Origin of the sequence: Kitasatospora sp. NBC_01287, assembly GCF_026340565.1 — a bacterium.
Classification (GTDB): domain Bacteria; phylum Actinomycetota; class Actinomycetes; order Streptomycetales; family Streptomycetaceae; genus Kitasatospora.
Map to the genome: position 1 here is coordinate 818,057 of NZ_JAPEPB010000002.1, position 13,489 is coordinate 831,545.

General features: G+C 70.1%; 32 protein-coding genes. 24 read left to right on the forward strand and 8 right to left on the reverse strand.

The window, feature by feature from the left end:
• Positions 1-8 precede the first annotated feature (8 nt).
• Positions 9-389: an endonuclease domain-containing protein gene (locus tag OG455_RS40575; protein ID WP_266301794.1), complete on the reverse strand. Its 381-nt coding sequence runs from the start codon at positions 387-389 to the stop codon at positions 9-11.
• 12 nt (positions 390-401) lie between these two features.
• Positions 402-683 (reverse strand): hypothetical protein, encoded by a 282-nt coding sequence (locus OG455_RS40580; protein WP_266301795.1) that lies wholly within the window; start codon positions 681-683, stop codon positions 402-404.
• Between the two features lie 177 nt (positions 684-860).
• On the opposite strand from OG455_RS40580, the gene OG455_RS40585 reads away from it, so the two are divergent.
• From OG455_RS40585 to OG455_RS40700, 24 genes are all read left to right on the forward strand, one after another.
• A complete protein-coding gene (locus OG455_RS40585; protein WP_266301796.1) occupies positions 861-1,190 on the forward strand; it encodes a hypothetical protein in 330 nt (109 codons plus the stop codon).
• A 49-nt stretch (positions 1,191-1,239) separates the two neighbouring features.
• Positions 1,240-1,563, forward strand: a complete 324-nt coding sequence (locus OG455_RS40590) for a hypothetical protein (RefSeq protein ID WP_266301797.1) — start codon at positions 1,240-1,242, stop codon at positions 1,561-1,563.
• Positions 1,560-1,748 carry a hypothetical protein gene (locus OG455_RS40595; protein ID WP_266301798.1) on the forward strand — a complete coding sequence of 63 codons (189 nt, stop codon included), beginning with the start codon at positions 1,560-1,562 and terminating at the stop codon, positions 1,746-1,748. The genes OG455_RS40590 and OG455_RS40595 overlap by 4 nt, the downstream gene beginning before the upstream one ends.
• On the forward strand, positions 1,745-2,116 hold the full coding sequence (locus OG455_RS40600) for a hypothetical protein (protein ID WP_266301799.1): 372 nt from the start codon (positions 1,745-1,747) through the stop codon (positions 2,114-2,116). Before OG455_RS40595 ends, OG455_RS40600 begins: the two co-directional genes overlap by 4 nt.
• A 60-nt stretch (positions 2,117-2,176) precedes the next feature.
• A complete protein-coding gene (locus tag OG455_RS40605) occupies positions 2,177-2,611 on the forward strand; it encodes a hypothetical protein (protein WP_266301800.1) in 435 nt (144 codons plus the stop codon).
• A gap of 100 nt (positions 2,612-2,711) precedes the next feature.
• On the forward strand, positions 2,712-3,146 hold the full coding sequence (locus OG455_RS40610; protein ID WP_266301801.1) for a hypothetical protein: 435 nt from the start codon (positions 2,712-2,714) through the stop codon (positions 3,144-3,146).
• A gap of 10 nt (positions 3,147-3,156) precedes the next feature.
• Positions 3,157-3,459: a hypothetical protein gene (locus OG455_RS40615; protein WP_266301802.1), complete on the forward strand. Its 303-nt coding sequence runs from the start codon at positions 3,157-3,159 to the stop codon at positions 3,457-3,459.
• Positions 3,460-3,469: 10 nt separating this feature from the next.
• A complete protein-coding gene (locus OG455_RS40620) occupies positions 3,470-3,946 on the forward strand; it encodes a hypothetical protein (protein ID WP_266301803.1) in 477 nt (158 codons plus the stop codon).
• Between the two features lie 3 nt (positions 3,947-3,949).
• Positions 3,950-4,225: a hypothetical protein gene (locus tag OG455_RS40625; RefSeq protein ID WP_266301804.1), complete on the forward strand. Its 276-nt coding sequence runs from the start codon at positions 3,950-3,952 to the stop codon at positions 4,223-4,225.
• Positions 4,226-4,242: 17 nt separating this feature from the next.
• Positions 4,243-4,422, forward strand: a complete 180-nt coding sequence (locus OG455_RS40630) for a hypothetical protein (RefSeq protein WP_266301805.1) — start codon at positions 4,243-4,245, stop codon at positions 4,420-4,422.
• Between the two features lie 71 nt (positions 4,423-4,493).
• Positions 4,494-4,931: a hypothetical protein gene (locus OG455_RS40635; protein ID WP_266301806.1), complete on the forward strand. Its 438-nt coding sequence runs from the start codon at positions 4,494-4,496 to the stop codon at positions 4,929-4,931.
• Positions 4,932-4,994: 63 nt separating this feature from the next.
• On the forward strand, positions 4,995-5,381 hold the full coding sequence (locus OG455_RS40640; RefSeq protein WP_266301807.1) for a hypothetical protein: 387 nt from the start codon (positions 4,995-4,997) through the stop codon (positions 5,379-5,381).
• A 58-nt stretch (positions 5,382-5,439) separates the two neighbouring features.
• Positions 5,440-5,805 carry a hypothetical protein gene (locus tag OG455_RS40645; protein ID WP_266301808.1) on the forward strand — a complete coding sequence of 122 codons (366 nt, stop codon included), beginning with the start codon at positions 5,440-5,442 and terminating at the stop codon, positions 5,803-5,805.
• Positions 5,802-5,981, forward strand: coding sequence for a hypothetical protein (locus tag OG455_RS40650; protein WP_266301809.1), 180 nt, complete (start codon positions 5,802-5,804; stop codon positions 5,979-5,981). The genes OG455_RS40645 and OG455_RS40650 overlap by 4 nt, the downstream gene beginning before the upstream one ends.
• Positions 5,982-5,987: 6 nt before the next feature.
• Positions 5,988-6,239: a helix-turn-helix transcriptional regulator gene (locus OG455_RS40655; RefSeq protein WP_266301810.1), complete on the forward strand. Its 252-nt coding sequence runs from the start codon at positions 5,988-5,990 to the stop codon at positions 6,237-6,239.
• A complete protein-coding gene (locus tag OG455_RS40660; protein WP_266301811.1) occupies positions 6,236-6,460 on the forward strand; it encodes a hypothetical protein in 225 nt (74 codons plus the stop codon). Before OG455_RS40655 ends, OG455_RS40660 begins: the two co-directional genes overlap by 4 nt.
• 517 nt (positions 6,461-6,977) lie before the next feature.
• Complete coding sequence (locus OG455_RS40665; protein WP_266301812.1) at positions 6,978-7,772, forward strand: hypothetical protein; 795 nt, start codon at positions 6,978-6,980, stop codon at positions 7,770-7,772.
• Positions 7,769-8,158, forward strand: a complete 390-nt coding sequence (locus tag OG455_RS40670) for a hypothetical protein (protein WP_266301813.1) — start codon at positions 7,769-7,771, stop codon at positions 8,156-8,158. Before OG455_RS40665 ends, OG455_RS40670 begins: the two co-directional genes overlap by 4 nt.
• Complete coding sequence (locus OG455_RS40675; RefSeq protein ID WP_266301814.1) at positions 8,155-8,376, forward strand: hypothetical protein; 222 nt, start codon at positions 8,155-8,157, stop codon at positions 8,374-8,376. The genes OG455_RS40670 and OG455_RS40675 overlap by 4 nt, the downstream gene beginning before the upstream one ends.
• Positions 8,373-8,522, forward strand: coding sequence for a hypothetical protein (locus tag OG455_RS40680; RefSeq protein WP_266301815.1), 150 nt, complete (start codon positions 8,373-8,375; stop codon positions 8,520-8,522). Before OG455_RS40675 ends, OG455_RS40680 begins: the two co-directional genes overlap by 4 nt.
• Positions 8,519-8,800 carry a hypothetical protein gene (locus OG455_RS40685; RefSeq protein ID WP_266301816.1) on the forward strand — a complete coding sequence of 94 codons (282 nt, stop codon included), beginning with the start codon at positions 8,519-8,521 and terminating at the stop codon, positions 8,798-8,800. The genes OG455_RS40680 and OG455_RS40685 overlap by 4 nt, the downstream gene beginning before the upstream one ends.
• Positions 8,797-9,312 (forward strand): hypothetical protein, encoded by a 516-nt coding sequence (locus OG455_RS40690; protein WP_266301817.1) that lies wholly within the window; start codon positions 8,797-8,799, stop codon positions 9,310-9,312. Before OG455_RS40685 ends, OG455_RS40690 begins: the two co-directional genes overlap by 4 nt.
• Positions 9,309-9,605, forward strand: a complete 297-nt coding sequence (locus OG455_RS40695) for a hypothetical protein (protein WP_266301818.1) — start codon at positions 9,309-9,311, stop codon at positions 9,603-9,605. The genes OG455_RS40690 and OG455_RS40695 overlap by 4 nt, the downstream gene beginning before the upstream one ends.
• Positions 9,606-10,233: 628 nt before the next feature.
• Positions 10,234-11,250, forward strand: coding sequence for a DUF6221 family protein (locus tag OG455_RS40700; RefSeq protein WP_266301819.1), 1,017 nt, complete (start codon positions 10,234-10,236; stop codon positions 11,248-11,250).
• Between the two features lie 211 nt (positions 11,251-11,461).
• On the opposite strand, the gene OG455_RS40705 is transcribed toward OG455_RS40700, so the two are convergent.
• From OG455_RS40705 to OG455_RS40730, 6 genes are read right to left on the reverse strand one after another with little or no spacing between them, the layout of a single operon-like run.
• Positions 11,462-11,755, reverse strand: a complete 294-nt coding sequence (locus OG455_RS40705; RefSeq protein WP_266301820.1) for a hypothetical protein — start codon at positions 11,753-11,755, stop codon at positions 11,462-11,464.
• A complete protein-coding gene (locus tag OG455_RS40710) occupies positions 11,752-11,955 on the reverse strand; it encodes a hypothetical protein (RefSeq protein ID WP_266301821.1) in 204 nt (67 codons plus the stop codon). Before OG455_RS40710 ends, OG455_RS40705 begins: the two co-directional genes overlap by 4 nt.
• Entirely contained in the window at positions 11,952-12,332 is a 381-nt protein-coding gene (locus OG455_RS40715; protein ID WP_266301822.1) for a hypothetical protein, read from the reverse strand. The genes OG455_RS40710 and OG455_RS40715 overlap by 4 nt, the downstream gene beginning before the upstream one ends.
• Positions 12,329-12,577, reverse strand: coding sequence for a hypothetical protein (locus OG455_RS40720; protein WP_266300609.1), 249 nt, complete (start codon positions 12,575-12,577; stop codon positions 12,329-12,331). The genes OG455_RS40715 and OG455_RS40720 overlap by 4 nt, the downstream gene beginning before the upstream one ends.
• On the reverse strand, positions 12,574-12,813 hold the full coding sequence (locus OG455_RS40725; protein ID WP_266300608.1) for a hypothetical protein: 240 nt from the start codon (positions 12,811-12,813) through the stop codon (positions 12,574-12,576). Before OG455_RS40725 ends, OG455_RS40720 begins: the two co-directional genes overlap by 4 nt.
• Positions 12,810-13,352: a hypothetical protein gene (locus OG455_RS40730; protein WP_266300607.1), complete on the reverse strand. Its 543-nt coding sequence runs from the start codon at positions 13,350-13,352 to the stop codon at positions 12,810-12,812. Before OG455_RS40730 ends, OG455_RS40725 begins: the two co-directional genes overlap by 4 nt.
• Positions 13,353-13,489: the final 137 nt, after the last annotated feature.

A 13,489-nucleotide genomic window follows, 5' to 3' on the forward strand; every position in this document is an offset into this window, starting at 1 on the left:
GGGGCGGGTCAGTCCTGGGGGTTGTCTTCACCTTCGACGGGCGTGGACCAGCGACGTGCGCGGCGATCAGCAATGTTGGCGGCATGTCGCTGGCGCAGCACGCGAACGAACCACGCATTCTCCCAGTAGGCGTATGCCCGCTCGTCCTTCACGCGCCCGCTGTCCACCTCGCCCATAAGGCGGTTGCACTTTCGACAGAGCAGCCCTCGGACGGCGAAGTAGCTGTACTCACCGGCATGGTCGATGACCAACCCCCCGTGGCGCTCTTCTGTTGGCGCTGCTCGGCAGATCTCGCACTTTCCGCCCGCGTGTTCCCAGATAGCCTCGAAGTCTTCGCAGGTCAGACGGTAGGCGCTGTGCTGGCAGTTCCTGTGGTGGATGGCGGGCATGCGTTCCTCCGGTCAGCCGGAGGGCTTGCCTCCGGCGGTGCGCTTCTGGGGCTTGATGGATCGGACGGTGGGCTTTCGCTTGCGGGGGACGTCGTACTCGCGGGCGATGCTGCGGACGGTCTCGGCGGACCACGGGAGGTGCTCGGCGATGACGTCGTTGGTGATGTCGTAGGTCTTGAGGTCTTCGGCGACTGCGGCGCGGAGTGCGTGACGTGCTGCCTCTGCTGCTTGCTGGGCTTCGTCGAAGGCTTCGAGTGCGGCTGTGAACTGGGGGCTTGGGGTGTAGTCGGTCATGTGCGCATGGTCGCACAAGGTGCTTGGCCATGGCCATGGGGCAGGCTGCTTGGTTTGTCGAGTACAGCTTATCAAAGAATCTTGGTCAAGTCTGGTTGTCCATATTGCTTTGTCCAAGCTACTTGGCTAATGTTCTGGGTGTCGGCAGGATCGCCGGCCACACACCCGGAGGCCCCGATGCTCGCCACCACCCGCGAAGCCCGCCAGATCGTCAAGGCCCGCCGCCGCGCCAACCAGAAGCGCACGATCGCCACCTACGTCCGCAAGGCCACCACCGACACAACCGCCGTGAAGGGTGTCACCGCGGCGCTCCGCAAGGCCGCCCGCGACCTGCGCACCACTGGCCAGCTCGGCAAGGTCCAGACCCGCACGGAGAAGGTCGCCGCCGGCGTGATCGGCAAGACCTACCGCTACACCGCCGCGCAGATCGCCCGGATCGCCGCCGCCTACCGGCCGCGCAAGGCCGAGTACCGCATCGTCGCTGCCAAGCTCGCCCTCGCCGCCTGACCGCCAGCCAGCCCCCAGTCCGCGCACCACCACCCGCAAGGAGACCCTCATGACCACTCGGACCGTCACCGCCGTCCCGTACGAGGAGAAGCAGACCGTGACCTACGACCTGCCGAACGGCGCCCCCGACATCCACTCCGGCAGCGACACGCTCGTCCCGACCCGCATCACCATCAACTACTCGCAGCACCCGTCGTTCGCAATCCCCCGCGTGGTCGAGGTCACCGTCAAGGGCCTGTTCCGCAACTCCGACGGAACGGCCGGGCCGCAGGGCCACCGGGCCGAGGTGTGGCGGTACGTGCCCAAGGCGGATCGTGCGGCGTGGGTTGCCGTCCTGGTCCGCGAGAACCTGCCGCAGTGGTGGACCGCGTGAGCCGCGCAACGGACGAGCCGTCCGCTTGCGGTCACTGCGGCATCCCCGACCGCGTGCACTACCAGCGGTGGAAGCCGCCGGTCGGCTGGCACCAGTGGACGCCGCCGTCGCAGGAGCAGATCAAGGCCCGCATGACGGCCCGTCGTGCCGCCCGCGCCAACCCGACCACCAAGGAGAACTCATGAGCGCCCGTGATGACCTTTGGCGATGGTCTCGCCGCGTAGACGAGGACCCGTACGGCGACCTGTATGGCGACAAGACCGAAAGCCTGCTCAACGCCTTCCGTGACGAACTCCTGCCCGCCTGGGAGGCCGTGTACGAGCCCGGCAACGTGTCGGACTACCTGATCGGCTACACCAACGCCGAGGCGCCGGCGAAGGCTGCTGCGGAGGCCTGGTTCCGGTCGCAGTACCTGAGCGAGATCGGCCGGCTGGAGTGGGACGAGCAGCGCCCCGGCGGCCAGCACGACGCCTGGTTCGACCTGACCCACGTGGAGCCCGACGGCACCGAAACCGGACCGGGCATCACCGTCCGGCGCCGCAAGACCAGCTGACCCGCCTGGTGGCCGCTGTTGCGGCGGCCACCCCACCCGCTGCCCCGTGAGGAGCCCGTCATGTCCACCGCACCCGCCGAGTTCGTCCGGGCTCTTCCGGACTCGCTGATCGCCGCGTTCTACGCCCGCACCGAAGCCATTCCTGGCGGACACCTCGCCTGGACCGGCGCCCGCGACGGTCACGGCGTCGGTGTCCTCACACACCACGGGGCCCGGTATACCGCTGCGCGGATCGGGTTCCGGCTCGCCAACGGAACGGATCCGGTCGGGCCGGTCAAGGCCGGCTGCGGGATGCCGGGTTGTGTCGAGCCGAGGCACCTGGACGACCGGCCGCGGCGCCTCCGTGATCGTGCCGCCCTGCGGTTGGTGCTGGCCCCTTCGAGGCCGCTGTGCGCCTTCTGCGAGGAGCCGGTCACGGAGGGGCGAGTCGACACCGCGTACTGCGGCAAGAGCTGCAGGCAGAAGGCCTACTACTGGCGCCGCGCTGCAAGCTGACGGCCCGCCGGCCGCCGCGCAGACCGGTCACGCCACCCACCCGCCCACAGAACCCCACACAACCCCACACACCGCCACGCACCCCCAGGAGCCCGCCGCCATGACCTACCGCCGCCTCAAGGGCCAAACGAAGCCCCTCGGCATCGCCTGGGACGACACCACCCGCCTCTGGTTCTGGGACTGCCGCATCTGCCCCGGGATCCCGGTCGTCGGCCACGCCGGCAGCCAGTCGGGCGCGCTCACAAAAGCGCTGCTCCACGCCAAGAGCAGCAGCCGCCACCAGGCGCCCATCTGCCGCTGTGACGAGCCCGGCGCGGACCCGTACGAGTGCGAGGCCGATGACTGCACCTACGAGTTCCCGGAGCTGAACCCGTTCGCCGGGGCGCCCCGCCGCGAGTTCGACGCGAAGGTGATCCGGATCTGCCCGCACTGCGCCTGGTTGACCAGCTCGTGGCATGTGGACGACGGGTCGGCCGAGGCCGAGTTGCACGGCCACATCACCCGCGTCCACCCCGCCGCTGCCCCGACTGCCTGAGGAGCCCACCATGCCCACCCCGCCCGGCACTGAGCGGATGCCCAACAGCGGCGTCTACACCCCGCGCATGTTCATCTGCGGCGTCGACCCCACCGACTCCGTCGTGGCCTTCGACGCCCGCCCCGGTGCCGACATCGCCGCCGCCCTGCTGGAGGAGGTCACCGACTGGTGGCAGTCCCTCCGGACCCTCCCGGAGGGCATCGTGCCGGGCGGCGTGCAGCAGGCGATGAACAGCCTGCACGACGCCGCGTGCGGCTGGAGCGACTGGCTCGCCCACTCCGAGAAGCGCACCCCCACCACCCCGTCTGCCTGAGGAGCCCGCGATGCCCGACACCCCGACCACCGCCGACGCCACCGCCGAGCGCGGCCCGTGCATCAGCTGCGGACACCCGCGGCACCGTCACCACCCGTTCCACGGCATCGCGCCCCGGATCTGCATCGACTGCTACGACGACCCGAACCGCGACGAGTACAGCCACACCTACCAGGGGACCACCAGCGCGCAGGCCGACACCCCGACCCCGCTCACCGACCAGCAGCTCGCCGCCATCCGCACCCGGCACGAGCAGACCACGCACCCGGCGTGGCGCAGCGACACCGACCTCGGCCGCGTGCTCGCGGAGGTGGACCGGCTCCGCGCCGAGCAGGCGCAGCACCGCGACCAGGTCCTCGCTGAAGCCGCCGAGCTGCTCCAGGCGAACCGCGCGGCCGTGTACGAGGACGCCGGCCGCCACGCCGCCGACGGCATGGACCGCGCCCGCGACCTGCTGCTCGCCGCCCGCACCAGCAAGGAGGGCTGACCCGTGGCCACCACCGAAACCGCCGACGAGCCATGGGCAGCCCAGCGGGACGCCAGTTGGTACAACCGGCCGAACACCCGCACCGACAAGGTCGTCCACGTCGCTGGCAAGCCGAGTCTGTACGGCCAGATGTCCCGCTGCGGCCGATCGGTCCTGAACGAAGACCTCATGTGGTCCCTGGAGGGCGTCCCGGAGCACGTGCGCTGCCAGGGCAGCGGTTGCCGCCAGGCGTGGCCGGTCGCCACCCGCACCGCTTCTGACGGCCGTCACCACCCCTGACCCCCGGAAGGACCACCGTGGACCCGCTGACCGTCCGCTGGGACCGCACCGTCATCCACCCCGATCCGAGCATCCCCGGTGACGAGACGATCGTCTGCTGCCTTGCTGCGGACGGCCGGCCCGTCGCCCTGTTCCTGGACGACGAACTGCGCGAGGCACTCGGCATGCAGCTCGTCGACCCCAACCCGGACAACTGACGCCTACTGACGCCCGTCATATCCACCCGGGGCCGCTGACCGGCGGCCCCACCACGAAGGAGCACACCACCGTGACCGACATGACCATGGCCCAGGCCGACATCTACCTCGACCGCGTCGATGACGCCCTGACCGCCGCCGGCATCCGGCCGGACGACTTCGACGGTTCCGACAGTGACGAGTACGCCGAGGACGGCATCACCGCCGTCCCGTCCGCCGTCCTCACCTGGGACACCTCCGATTTGCTGATGATCGGCGAGGCGCACGGCCGGTTCGAAGACGGTGTCCTCGTCGCCTGGGATGCCTCGCGGGGCTGGGTGATCGCCGAGCTGAACGCCGACCACTCGAACGGGCCGCTGGAGCCGCTGCCGATCCCCATCACCGCTGAGCCGCACCGGGTCGCGTTCACGATCGCCGCTGCGGTCCTCGCAGAGCCGCTCACGACCAACGGCGAACTCGACGGGCCCGCCTGGTCCTGGGCGCTGGCCGCGCGGCAGACCGCCGAGTGACCGCCGAGCCGCCACCCACACCCGACGACACCGACACCATCCCCTGCTGAGGAGCAACCCACGATGACCGACCAGCCGTACACCACCGCCGACCTCCACGCCGAGGCTGCCCTCCAGTACGACGCCCACGCCGAGGACCCCGACTTTGGCGGCGTCGGCGAGGGCATGGAGGGCGAGCAGCCCTGGGACGCCCTCAGCGAGGACGACTTCCACACCGCCCAGCTCGCCATCCACGATCTGCGGCGGAAGGCTGCGCCCCTCGGCCACTGGGCTATCCGGCTCGGCGCCGACGACCTAGAGCCCAGCGAGGACCACGTCGACGTCAACGCGAGCGACGACGGGCGGCCGCTGATCCGGGTCCACTTCGCGTTCCTTTCCGACATGCCCGCCGACATGCGGGCCGAGTTCATCGCCAGCATCGCCGAGCAGGTAGCTGCGGCTGCCCGCTGACCTGCCACCCCGCGCCGGGCCGTCCCGTACGGCCCGGCCCACCCCAAAGGAGAGCACCGTGCCCGACCAGACCCCCGCCCAGACCCTGCGCGCCGCCGCCGAGAAGCTGCGGGCGCTCGCCAACGAGGCCAACCACCGCGCGGCCGGCCCGTGGATCGTCCACGAGGCGTACGGCTTCCTCCGCGTCGACAACGACCGCGACAAGAGCAAGGAAGCGTGGACGATGAAGACCGGCGCCGACCTCGCCGAAGAGAACCGGCCGACCGCCGAGTACATCGCCCTGCTGCACCCCGGCGTCGGCTTGGCGCTCGCCCGCTGGTTGGATTCCCTGACCGGCGTCGAGGTCGGCGAGCACGGGCCGATGGCTGAGGAGTACCAGCACGCCCTCGCGGTCGCCCGCGCGATCCTCGGCACCCCGTCATGACGCCCGCCGGCTGGTCGCTGTGCTGCGCCGCCTCCGTGCTGATCGCGGCTGGCTGCATCCGGCAAGCGGCCCGCTCCGACCGGGCCCGCGAGGAGCGCGACGTCGTCACCGGCGCCGAGAACCTCTGCCGCGCGGCCGCCAGTGGCCTGTTCGCCATCAACCCCGAGGAGAACTGACCAGCCATGACGCCTATCCGCCCCGGCCCGGTCCCCGAGGAACTGCACGCCCGGCCGCTCAGCCGGCGGGAGGTCCAGGTGCTCGCCCTCGCCGCACAGGGCTGCACCAACCTGGCCATCGCCGACGACCTGGGCATCGCGTTCGAGAGCGTCCGCACCTACCTGCGCACCGCCTACCTCAAGCTCGGCGCCCGCGACCGCGCGCATGCCGTCCACCTCGCCCATGACCTCATCACCGCACAGGAGCAGCAGAGATGACCGACCACTACGGCGCGCAGGTCCGCCGGAACCTGCATGCTGCCGAGGAGGCGTTGACCCGCGTCCTGCGGCTCGCCCAGACGCTGCCGGCCGACGTCCGTACGCAGATCGAAGCCGCCATCGACGGCCCCGCCGAGCCCGAGCAGCCCGACGCCGAGCCGTGCACCGGCCGCCCCGGGTTCTGCCGGCCCTGCCGCACCGTGCACCCGCGCCCGTCATGACGGGCCGGTTCGAGGACGAGAGGATCTGTCCGATGTGCCAGATAGACGAGCATATGCTGCGGCCGCGCGCTCATCCGTGGTGGGATGACGGCGAGTTGCCGGCGGGTGTGGTGTGGCCGTGGGAGGAGCAGTGCGGGTGTCCGTGTGCTCAGGAGCCGCCTCGCCGCGTGTTCGTGGATGTGCATCTGCCGCCGTACCAGGTAGAGGCTGGAATTCGGCCCGTGGAGCTCTAACGTCCACTTCACGCGCCGATGGTGCACACTGTGCGTGAATGGGAAAGCGCCAACCCCTGGCCGGGCTGGCGCTTCACGAGGTACCGCTGGTGTGGATGCTCCTAGCGTACCCCTCGCACCGCACGGAGACCCCAATGCCGCTCTCTGACGATGAGCTCGCCGAGATCCTCGGCCTGACACCCGACCAAGCCGCGCGCGTCCCGGTCGCGTTCTGGACTGTGGCCCGCGAGTTCCTGGCGTCCTGACAGAACGAGAGCGGGACGCCCCTGCCCAGGACGCCCCGCTTGACCCGCACCGCCCGAGCGACCACCACGCTGCTCTCCGGCTCGAACCTGACGGTACTCCTCAGCACGGAGACGAGCATGTTCGACACCGCCGACGATCCCCTTCCGATACCCCAATGTTGCTGCTGCGGCTACGAGCTGCACGGCGCCGACTACGGCCGGCTGGCCTGTTGGCGGTGTGAGGAGCGCCTGTACGACCGCCTCAACGAGGTCGGCGAGCTGTGGGCGAAGCTCCCTGGCAGTGCTCACCGCCCGGTTGGCAAGCGCTCCCCTGGGCGTTCCATGAGCGTTCACCCCGGCATGCCCGGCAACGCCACGGTCATCAATCTGACCGCGGGTGGTGATGACACCCCGCTCGGCCGGCTTCTCGCGGTGGAGGAGGACTGGCGTCGGGCCCGCGGCTTCACTGTGCAGGTGTGGCGCGGCAGTGTCGAGCAGACGATGCCGCTGGTCCTCAGGTTCCTGCGTGACAACTTGCCGTGGGCGTGCGGGGCGCACAAGAACCCGGGGCTGCTCCCTGACGGATCCGAGCTGCTTCCCGATGTGCAGCTGCTGGACGAGGCGTTGCGGCGCACCGTCGGCGAACTTGCCCAGACCGTCACCGGTGAGCGGCGGCCGCGCACGATCCCGGTCATGTGTGGCGCCGAGTGGGACGACGGGGCGACGTGCTCGGCGGAGATCCGGGTCGGGGCGCAGACGCTCCGCACGGTCTGTCCCGGCTGTGGCGCCGAGTGGACCAGGGAGATTTTCCTTCGTCTTGCGGCGGAGGCCAACCAGATGGGAGCAGCAGCATGACCGACCCTGCCTTCGTCCACCAGGTGCTGGACGTCTTCGCCCGAGCGGAATGCCACACCGAACTTCTCTGGCACGTCCGCGACGAGAGCATTACGTTCCATGCGAACGTCAGCGACGTCTTCGCGTGGGGCTCAGCCGACGCCGAGGAGATCACGCCGGAGCGGCTGCCGGTGCTGGAACAGGCGCTCACGGATCTTCAGGAAATCAACTCGCCAGAGTACTTGCCTGAGCTGTACGCCGCTCGGATCCGCGGGATGCGTCCACAGGGTGCCGCGTACCCGGATGACGCCCCGACGCAGGCTCTGCTGGACGCGTGCGGCCCGGAGCGGACCCTCGGCTTGGGGAATCCGAAGCGGCCGCCGGTTCCGAAGGAGGTCGCGCAGTGACGGGCGGCGAGCTGACGGCGGCGTGGCTGGTCGGGATCTTGTGCGTCACCGGCGCGGTGTCGTCGATGGTGAAGGCGTGGGCCGCGGCCAGGCGGGAGACCGCGAGATCCCAGGAGGCAGTTGCGCTCGCCTACTTGCAGGCGCAGCAGGCGACGGTCGAGGCCCAGCACGGCTGGCTGACGGTCCCGGAGACCTGGTCGAAGGACGGTGGCCTGTGAGCGGCGGCTGTTGCCAGGCCCGCGGCGGTGACGAGGAGTTGCGGCTGCAGTGCATCCGGGAGCCGCACCCGGGCGACGACTGGCATTTGGACGGGCCGGAACGCTGGTGGAAGACGATTCCAGGCGAGCAGGAGGAGGCGCCGTGACGGCCCACGACTATCTGAGCACCGGCTGCCTGCACGGCGACATGCTGCTGCCGGACGGGCGTACCGGGCACGACTACTGCCAGTCGGACATGGGCGCGGCAGGGGCCAAGAAGCCGGCGCAGTGCAAGTTCTGCCAGGCCCCGTGCTCGTGCGAATGCCACGAGGAACCGCTACTTGGTGATGCCCGGCGGCTCGCTCAGCAGGCCAGACGCCAGCTTGGCCCCGTTCAGATGGTGGCTGCCCGGCTGAGGGCGCTGCACGAGGGGAGGCAGCAGTGATCGAGTCCTCGCCCCTTCCGGGGTCGATAGGTCTGACGTCGATCGCTGGCGCGGTCGGTCTGGGGATCCGGGTTGGCCAGTGGCTGAACGGCGGCGGCTTCACCGAGTTTGAGCACGCCTTCCTGGTGCTCCCCGACGGCCAGCTGCTGGAGGCCGAGCCGGGCGGCGCCAGGATCGCCGGCCTGGACGAGTACGCGGGCCGACACGTCGAGTATGTGGCGCCGGCCGGGCTGACGGACGGGCAGCGGGCGGCGATCTGCGCCGCGGCCCTGCGGTACGTCGGGGTCGGCTACTCCGCGGCGGAGTACTTCGCAATCGCCGCGCACCGGTTCCACCTGCCGGTTCCGGGTCTACGTCGGCACATCTCGGACTCGCGCCGGATGATCTGTTCGCAGTTGGTCGACCAGTGCTACCAGGACGCGGGTGTGCACCTGTTCCAGGACGGGCGCTGGCCCGGCTACGTCACGCCAGGCGACCTCTGGCAGCTGCTCGGGCGAGGTGAGCAGCGGTGAGTGACTTCCCCGACATGCTGCCCAGCAGCAACCGCGCCGCCCGCGACCGCATCGAAGCCGCCCTCACCGACATGGACTGGTCCGAGCAGTCCGTGCTTCAGATCTCACACGAGCACGCCCGCCGCGTCCTGGCCGGCGCCGTACGCAAGGCGTTCTCGCCCGAGCTGGCCCGCATGCGGGAGACCGAGGCCACTCTGGCCCGTCTGCGCCGTGTCATCCGCAGCGCACCTGAGGCCGGCACCATCCCGACTCGGAAGCTGCTGGACGCCCTGTACGGGGAGGAGGGGCGGTGAGCGGCCGCCCGGATCCGATGGTGCGGCAGATCTTGCGGGCGTTCAACGTGGCGGCGAAGGACATCGGTTTGGTGCAGCGGTCGGCGTTTTCGTCGGAGTACAGGCGTCGTCAGCGGGCCCGGGTGAAGCGGAGGCGGCGGTGAGCGGTGTGGAGTGGCCCGTGCTGCCGAACGGGCGGCGACCCGAGGACTACAGGGTGGTGTGGGACATGGTGATCACTGACGCTGCGGTGCTACGAGCTGTCCTGGGTGATGAGTTGGTGGATGCGGCGCTTCAGTCTCCGTTGCGGCTGTCGCGGCGGGTCCGGGTGCACCGGCTCCTGCGGGGCTGCTGGGAGGTTCTGTGTCCGTGCTGCCCTGGGTGGCCGCTGGTGGCGCAGGTTGGGTCGCGGGAGAGGGCGATGCAGCAGGCGCGCGAGCATCTGGTCGAGGCGCATCCGAAGGATCGAGCAGGGAGATGGTCATGACTGAGACCGATGGTCAGCTGGCATACCGCGTCTACATCGACACGATGACTGCGCACGAGTCCCTGTCCGTGTGGCCGCCGAGACCGTGGGGGGATCTCTCCGCTGCCGCGCGGGACGCTTGGGAGCAGGCGGCTCGGGCTGTGCTGGAGGGGGTTCGGAGCGGTGGCTGAGGGTTCGGCGGTCGAGTTCCTGCGGCAGGCGCACGTCCGGGCCGAGGAGTTGGCGCGGGCGGCGACGCGTGGGCCGTGGACGGTGCATTCGCACGACTGGACGAGTAGCTTCGCCGCGTCGATCGGCCACCACTTTGAGGCTGACGTCGTGGGCGGTGGCCACGAGGGCGGCGGGGTCGTTGATTTGGCCGACGCGGAGTTCATCGTGGCGAACGACCCGGCCGCGGTGCTGCGCCGTGTCGCCGCCGAGCGGCAGATCCTCGCCGAGCACCAGCCGACGCGGGACGACTGGGACAGTCGACTGTATGAACCGTGCGAGCTGGCGGGTTGCCGCTGCAGCTCTCGCGAGGACGACGAGTACGTGTTGGCGTGCGGCTCGTGCGCGACGGGCAATCCGTACGACGCCGTGCTGCAGCACTGGCCCGTGCCGGACGGTGCTGCTGCTCGCCCAGGCCTGGGGCTGGGAGGAGGAAGCATCGTGACGACCTTCTACCTCAAGCGGCCCGGCCAGTACAGCGACGAAGCCGAGGCCATCGTCTGTGGGGACGACGACAGCTGGCCCGGCAGTACTCACGCCGCCGAGGACGAGTGGGCGCTGTCGCTGCCGCATTCGTGTGACGCGTGGGAGATCGGGATCGGCTCCCTGGGCGATGTGCTGGAGGCGGCTCGGGAGTTCCGGGCTGGCCTGGATGAGGCGATCCGCCGACTGGAACAGGAGCAGGCTGAGGATGGCAACGAGCCTGCCCGGTATGCGGCGGCGCGTGCGGGCGCGGCTCGGTCGCTGCGGGAGATGGAGGAGGAGGCGGCCGAGCTTGGCCTCGGGTCGCTCGCGGGGCTCGCTGGCTGGCAGGCCGAGCAGTTCGAGGGCTGGACGCCGTTCACGGCGTTGCCCGACTCGGCGTTTCGTCTCGCCCGGCGGCCGCCGGAGATTCCCGCCGCCTGTTACGCGGCGTCCTGGGGCTGGGTGCATGTCCGGCCGGGCTGCAGGTGCCCGCGCACTCGCCGATGATGGGTCCCGTGGGCGAGGTGGCTGGGATGGTTTGCGGGCATTGCGGGCGGCCGTGTGCCTGGAATCCGTGGGGCCGGTGCTCCTGGTTCTGCTTTGACCGGCCACGTGAGGACCCGGCGGAGCATGCGGCGATGATCGAGGCCGCGCCGGAGGCGTTCGCCTGGTTCATGGGGCTCGGGCCGGGTGAGCGGGTCGACGGGCCGGGCGATGGTTAGGGGCTGTCCTCGGGCGCCTGGACCTTGCGGACCGTGCAGTCGCCAGCCGTAAGGCGCTCGTTGAGGGCGTTGATGGTGTCGGGGCGCAGCGGAGCGTTGACCTGTGCGGCGTACGTGCTGGCGGCCTGCTGTTCCAGTTCTGCGACCCGGGCGGCCAGTTGGTCGCATTCGTCAGCGATCGGCTGCACGATCTCCATGACCGTGTCGGCGAGCGGCACTGTCTGCCCGTCGCGGATGGCAGGGTGCAGGCCGAGCGCGCACTCGATACGGGCCCGCAGGTCGTCGGTCATGTCTGGTCTCCGGTGATGGCCCTGGCGAGGGCGAGAGCCTCGTTGCTGCCGGCCACGCCGGGCAGCATCCCGTCAAGGTTGGTCTTGCTGGTCAGCCTGCGGAGGAGCGCGGCGATCAGCGGGTTATAGGACGCGGGGAGCCCGGACGGGCGCTCGGCAAGCTCCCGGATCGCGGCCTGTAGGACTTCGACGTCGGTCACTTCATCATCTCCGGGTCGAACGGGATGCTGCACTTGATGCACGGGCCACCATGCGGCGGCTCGCCGGGGAAGTTGTAGGCGGGGGAGACGTGCTGGCAGGGCTGCTCCTGGTCGTGGCAGCCGGCGCAGTCGTCGACGTTGCCGTTCTCGCAGCAGTGCTGGTCGAGTGGGGTTCCGGTGTCGGCGTGGAGCCGGTAGTCGTCGAGCATCTCATCGAGGTACCACCAGACGCCGTCGCGTTCTTGCCGGCGGTCCCGGTGCGCCTTGAGCCACTGCTCGAACTGGTCACCGCGGCGGGGCAGGGGCTCGGGCTGGTAGCTGGGGCCGGTGTGGAGTACGGCCGCGCCGAGTCGACGCCAGAAACTGCGGTCGGTCACTGCTCCTCCGTCGGGTACTGCTCGCCGCGGGCCAACGCTGCGCGGGCTTGTTGGGCTTCGGCGATGAACGCGTCCAGGCGGGCGAGGGCCGTGGTCTGGACGGTGGGGTCCTCATACGCGTTCTCGTCGTCGATGCGCCACTGGTCACACTGGTGGGGCAGGAAGACGCGCCAGCCGGGCTTGTTGTCCTCATCCCAGGGCTCGTCAACGTACTCCACGGTGAAGCCGAACTTCCTGGCGGTCATCCCCGGACCTCCTTCTCGCAGGTGTCGCAGAGTGGGTGGTCGCCGGGTGTGGCCCCGTAGTTGCCGCAGATCTGGCACTCGGTGTTGGCGCGGGCGGAGGCGAGATCATCGGCCAGATCGATGAGCGTGTTCAGCAACTCGTCACGGCTGTGGTCTTCCCGCAGGTGCTCGTACAGGTCCGTCCGGCCGTACAGGTCGTCTTCGTTGCAGTCGGCGATGGGGCAGGTGGTGATCATGCTGCGGTCTCCGTCTCCAGCGAGTTGGCCCAGTCGGCGAGCGCCTCGAAGTCGGCAGGCAGCATGCCGAGGCGCGGATCGACGTGATGAAGGAGCGCCGGGCCTTCGTGGACATCGGTCACGAACTCCCGGTCCGCAGCGCCGATCTCGTCGTCGACCCACGCGAACGGCCGGCCCTGCGCCCAGCGGACGACCTCCCACGTCTTGAAGTACATGCCGTCCGGCCGGCTGGCCCAGAGGTGCTCGAACGGCACGTGCGGCAGCTCGGGGAGGCCGAGGTGCGGGCCGATCCAGTAGTTCGCTTCGGCCTGCCACGTGGTGCACCACACGAGGTCGTACGGCAGGGCCTGCAGCATGGCGCCGTGATCGTGGTTGAGCCAGACGCGCAGGGGCTTGGCGCGGCGGGGGTTGGCTTGCCGGGCGATCCAGGAGGCGGGCAGCATGCGGTAGGTGGAGTATCCGTCGGGGCGTCGGGTGGCCTTCGCGGCGAACGGATTGAGCGGTCCGTCAACATCGATCAGGAGCAGCGGGCGAGTCATCGCCGGGCCTCCAGTAGGTGCTTGCCGTACGCGAGGTGCGCGCCGGTGACGGTGGTGTAGGTGCGGGACTGCCAGTCGCCGCATGTGCACGACGCCCAGCAGCCGTGACGGCCGGTCCGGTACAGCCAAGGGTGGTG

Excerpts from the sequence above, each read along its gene's own strand:
- OG455_RS40575 (WP_266301794.1), bottom strand. The coding sequence starts at position 389 with ATGCCCGCCATCCACCACAGGAACTGCCAGCACAGCGCCTACCGTCTG.
- OG455_RS40580 (WP_266301795.1), bottom strand. The coding sequence starts at position 683 with ATGACCGACTACACCCCAAGCCCCCAGTTCACAGCCGCACTCGAAGCC.
- OG455_RS40585 (WP_266301796.1), top strand. The coding sequence starts at position 861 with ATGCTCGCCACCACCCGCGAAGCCCGCCAGATCGTCAAGGCCCGCCGC.
- OG455_RS40590 (WP_266301797.1), top strand. The coding sequence starts at position 1,240 with ATGACCACTCGGACCGTCACCGCCGTCCCGTACGAGGAGAAGCAGACC.
- OG455_RS40600 (WP_266301799.1), top strand. The coding sequence starts at position 1,745 with ATGAGCGCCCGTGATGACCTTTGGCGATGGTCTCGCCGCGTAGACGAG.
- OG455_RS40605 (WP_266301800.1), top strand. The coding sequence starts at position 2,177 with ATGTCCACCGCACCCGCCGAGTTCGTCCGGGCTCTTCCGGACTCGCTG.
- OG455_RS40610 (WP_266301801.1), top strand. The coding sequence starts at position 2,712 with ATGACCTACCGCCGCCTCAAGGGCCAAACGAAGCCCCTCGGCATCGCC.
- OG455_RS40615 (WP_266301802.1), top strand. The coding sequence starts at position 3,157 with ATGCCCACCCCGCCCGGCACTGAGCGGATGCCCAACAGCGGCGTCTAC.
- OG455_RS40620 (WP_266301803.1), top strand. The coding sequence starts at position 3,470 with ATGCCCGACACCCCGACCACCGCCGACGCCACCGCCGAGCGCGGCCCG.
- OG455_RS40640 (WP_266301807.1), top strand. The coding sequence starts at position 4,995 with ATGACCGACCAGCCGTACACCACCGCCGACCTCCACGCCGAGGCTGCC.
- OG455_RS40650 (WP_266301809.1), top strand. The coding sequence starts at position 5,802 with ATGACGCCCGCCGGCTGGTCGCTGTGCTGCGCCGCCTCCGTGCTGATC.
- OG455_RS40655 (WP_266301810.1), top strand. The coding sequence starts at position 5,988 with ATGACGCCTATCCGCCCCGGCCCGGTCCCCGAGGAACTGCACGCCCGG.
- OG455_RS40660 (WP_266301811.1), top strand. The coding sequence starts at position 6,236 with ATGACCGACCACTACGGCGCGCAGGTCCGCCGGAACCTGCATGCTGCC.
- OG455_RS40670 (WP_266301813.1), top strand. The coding sequence starts at position 7,769 with ATGACCGACCCTGCCTTCGTCCACCAGGTGCTGGACGTCTTCGCCCGA.
- OG455_RS40705 (WP_266301820.1), bottom strand. The coding sequence starts at position 11,755 with ATGACCGACGACCTGCGGGCCCGTATCGAGTGCGCGCTCGGCCTGCAC.
- OG455_RS40720 (WP_266300609.1), bottom strand. The coding sequence starts at position 12,577 with ATGACCGCCAGGAAGTTCGGCTTCACCGTGGAGTACGTTGACGAGCCC.
- OG455_RS40725 (WP_266300608.1), bottom strand. The coding sequence starts at position 12,813 with ATGATCACCACCTGCCCCATCGCCGACTGCAACGAAGACGACCTGTAC.
- OG455_RS40730 (WP_266300607.1), bottom strand. The coding sequence starts at position 13,352 with ATGACTCGCCCGCTGCTCCTGATCGATGTTGACGGACCGCTCAATCCG.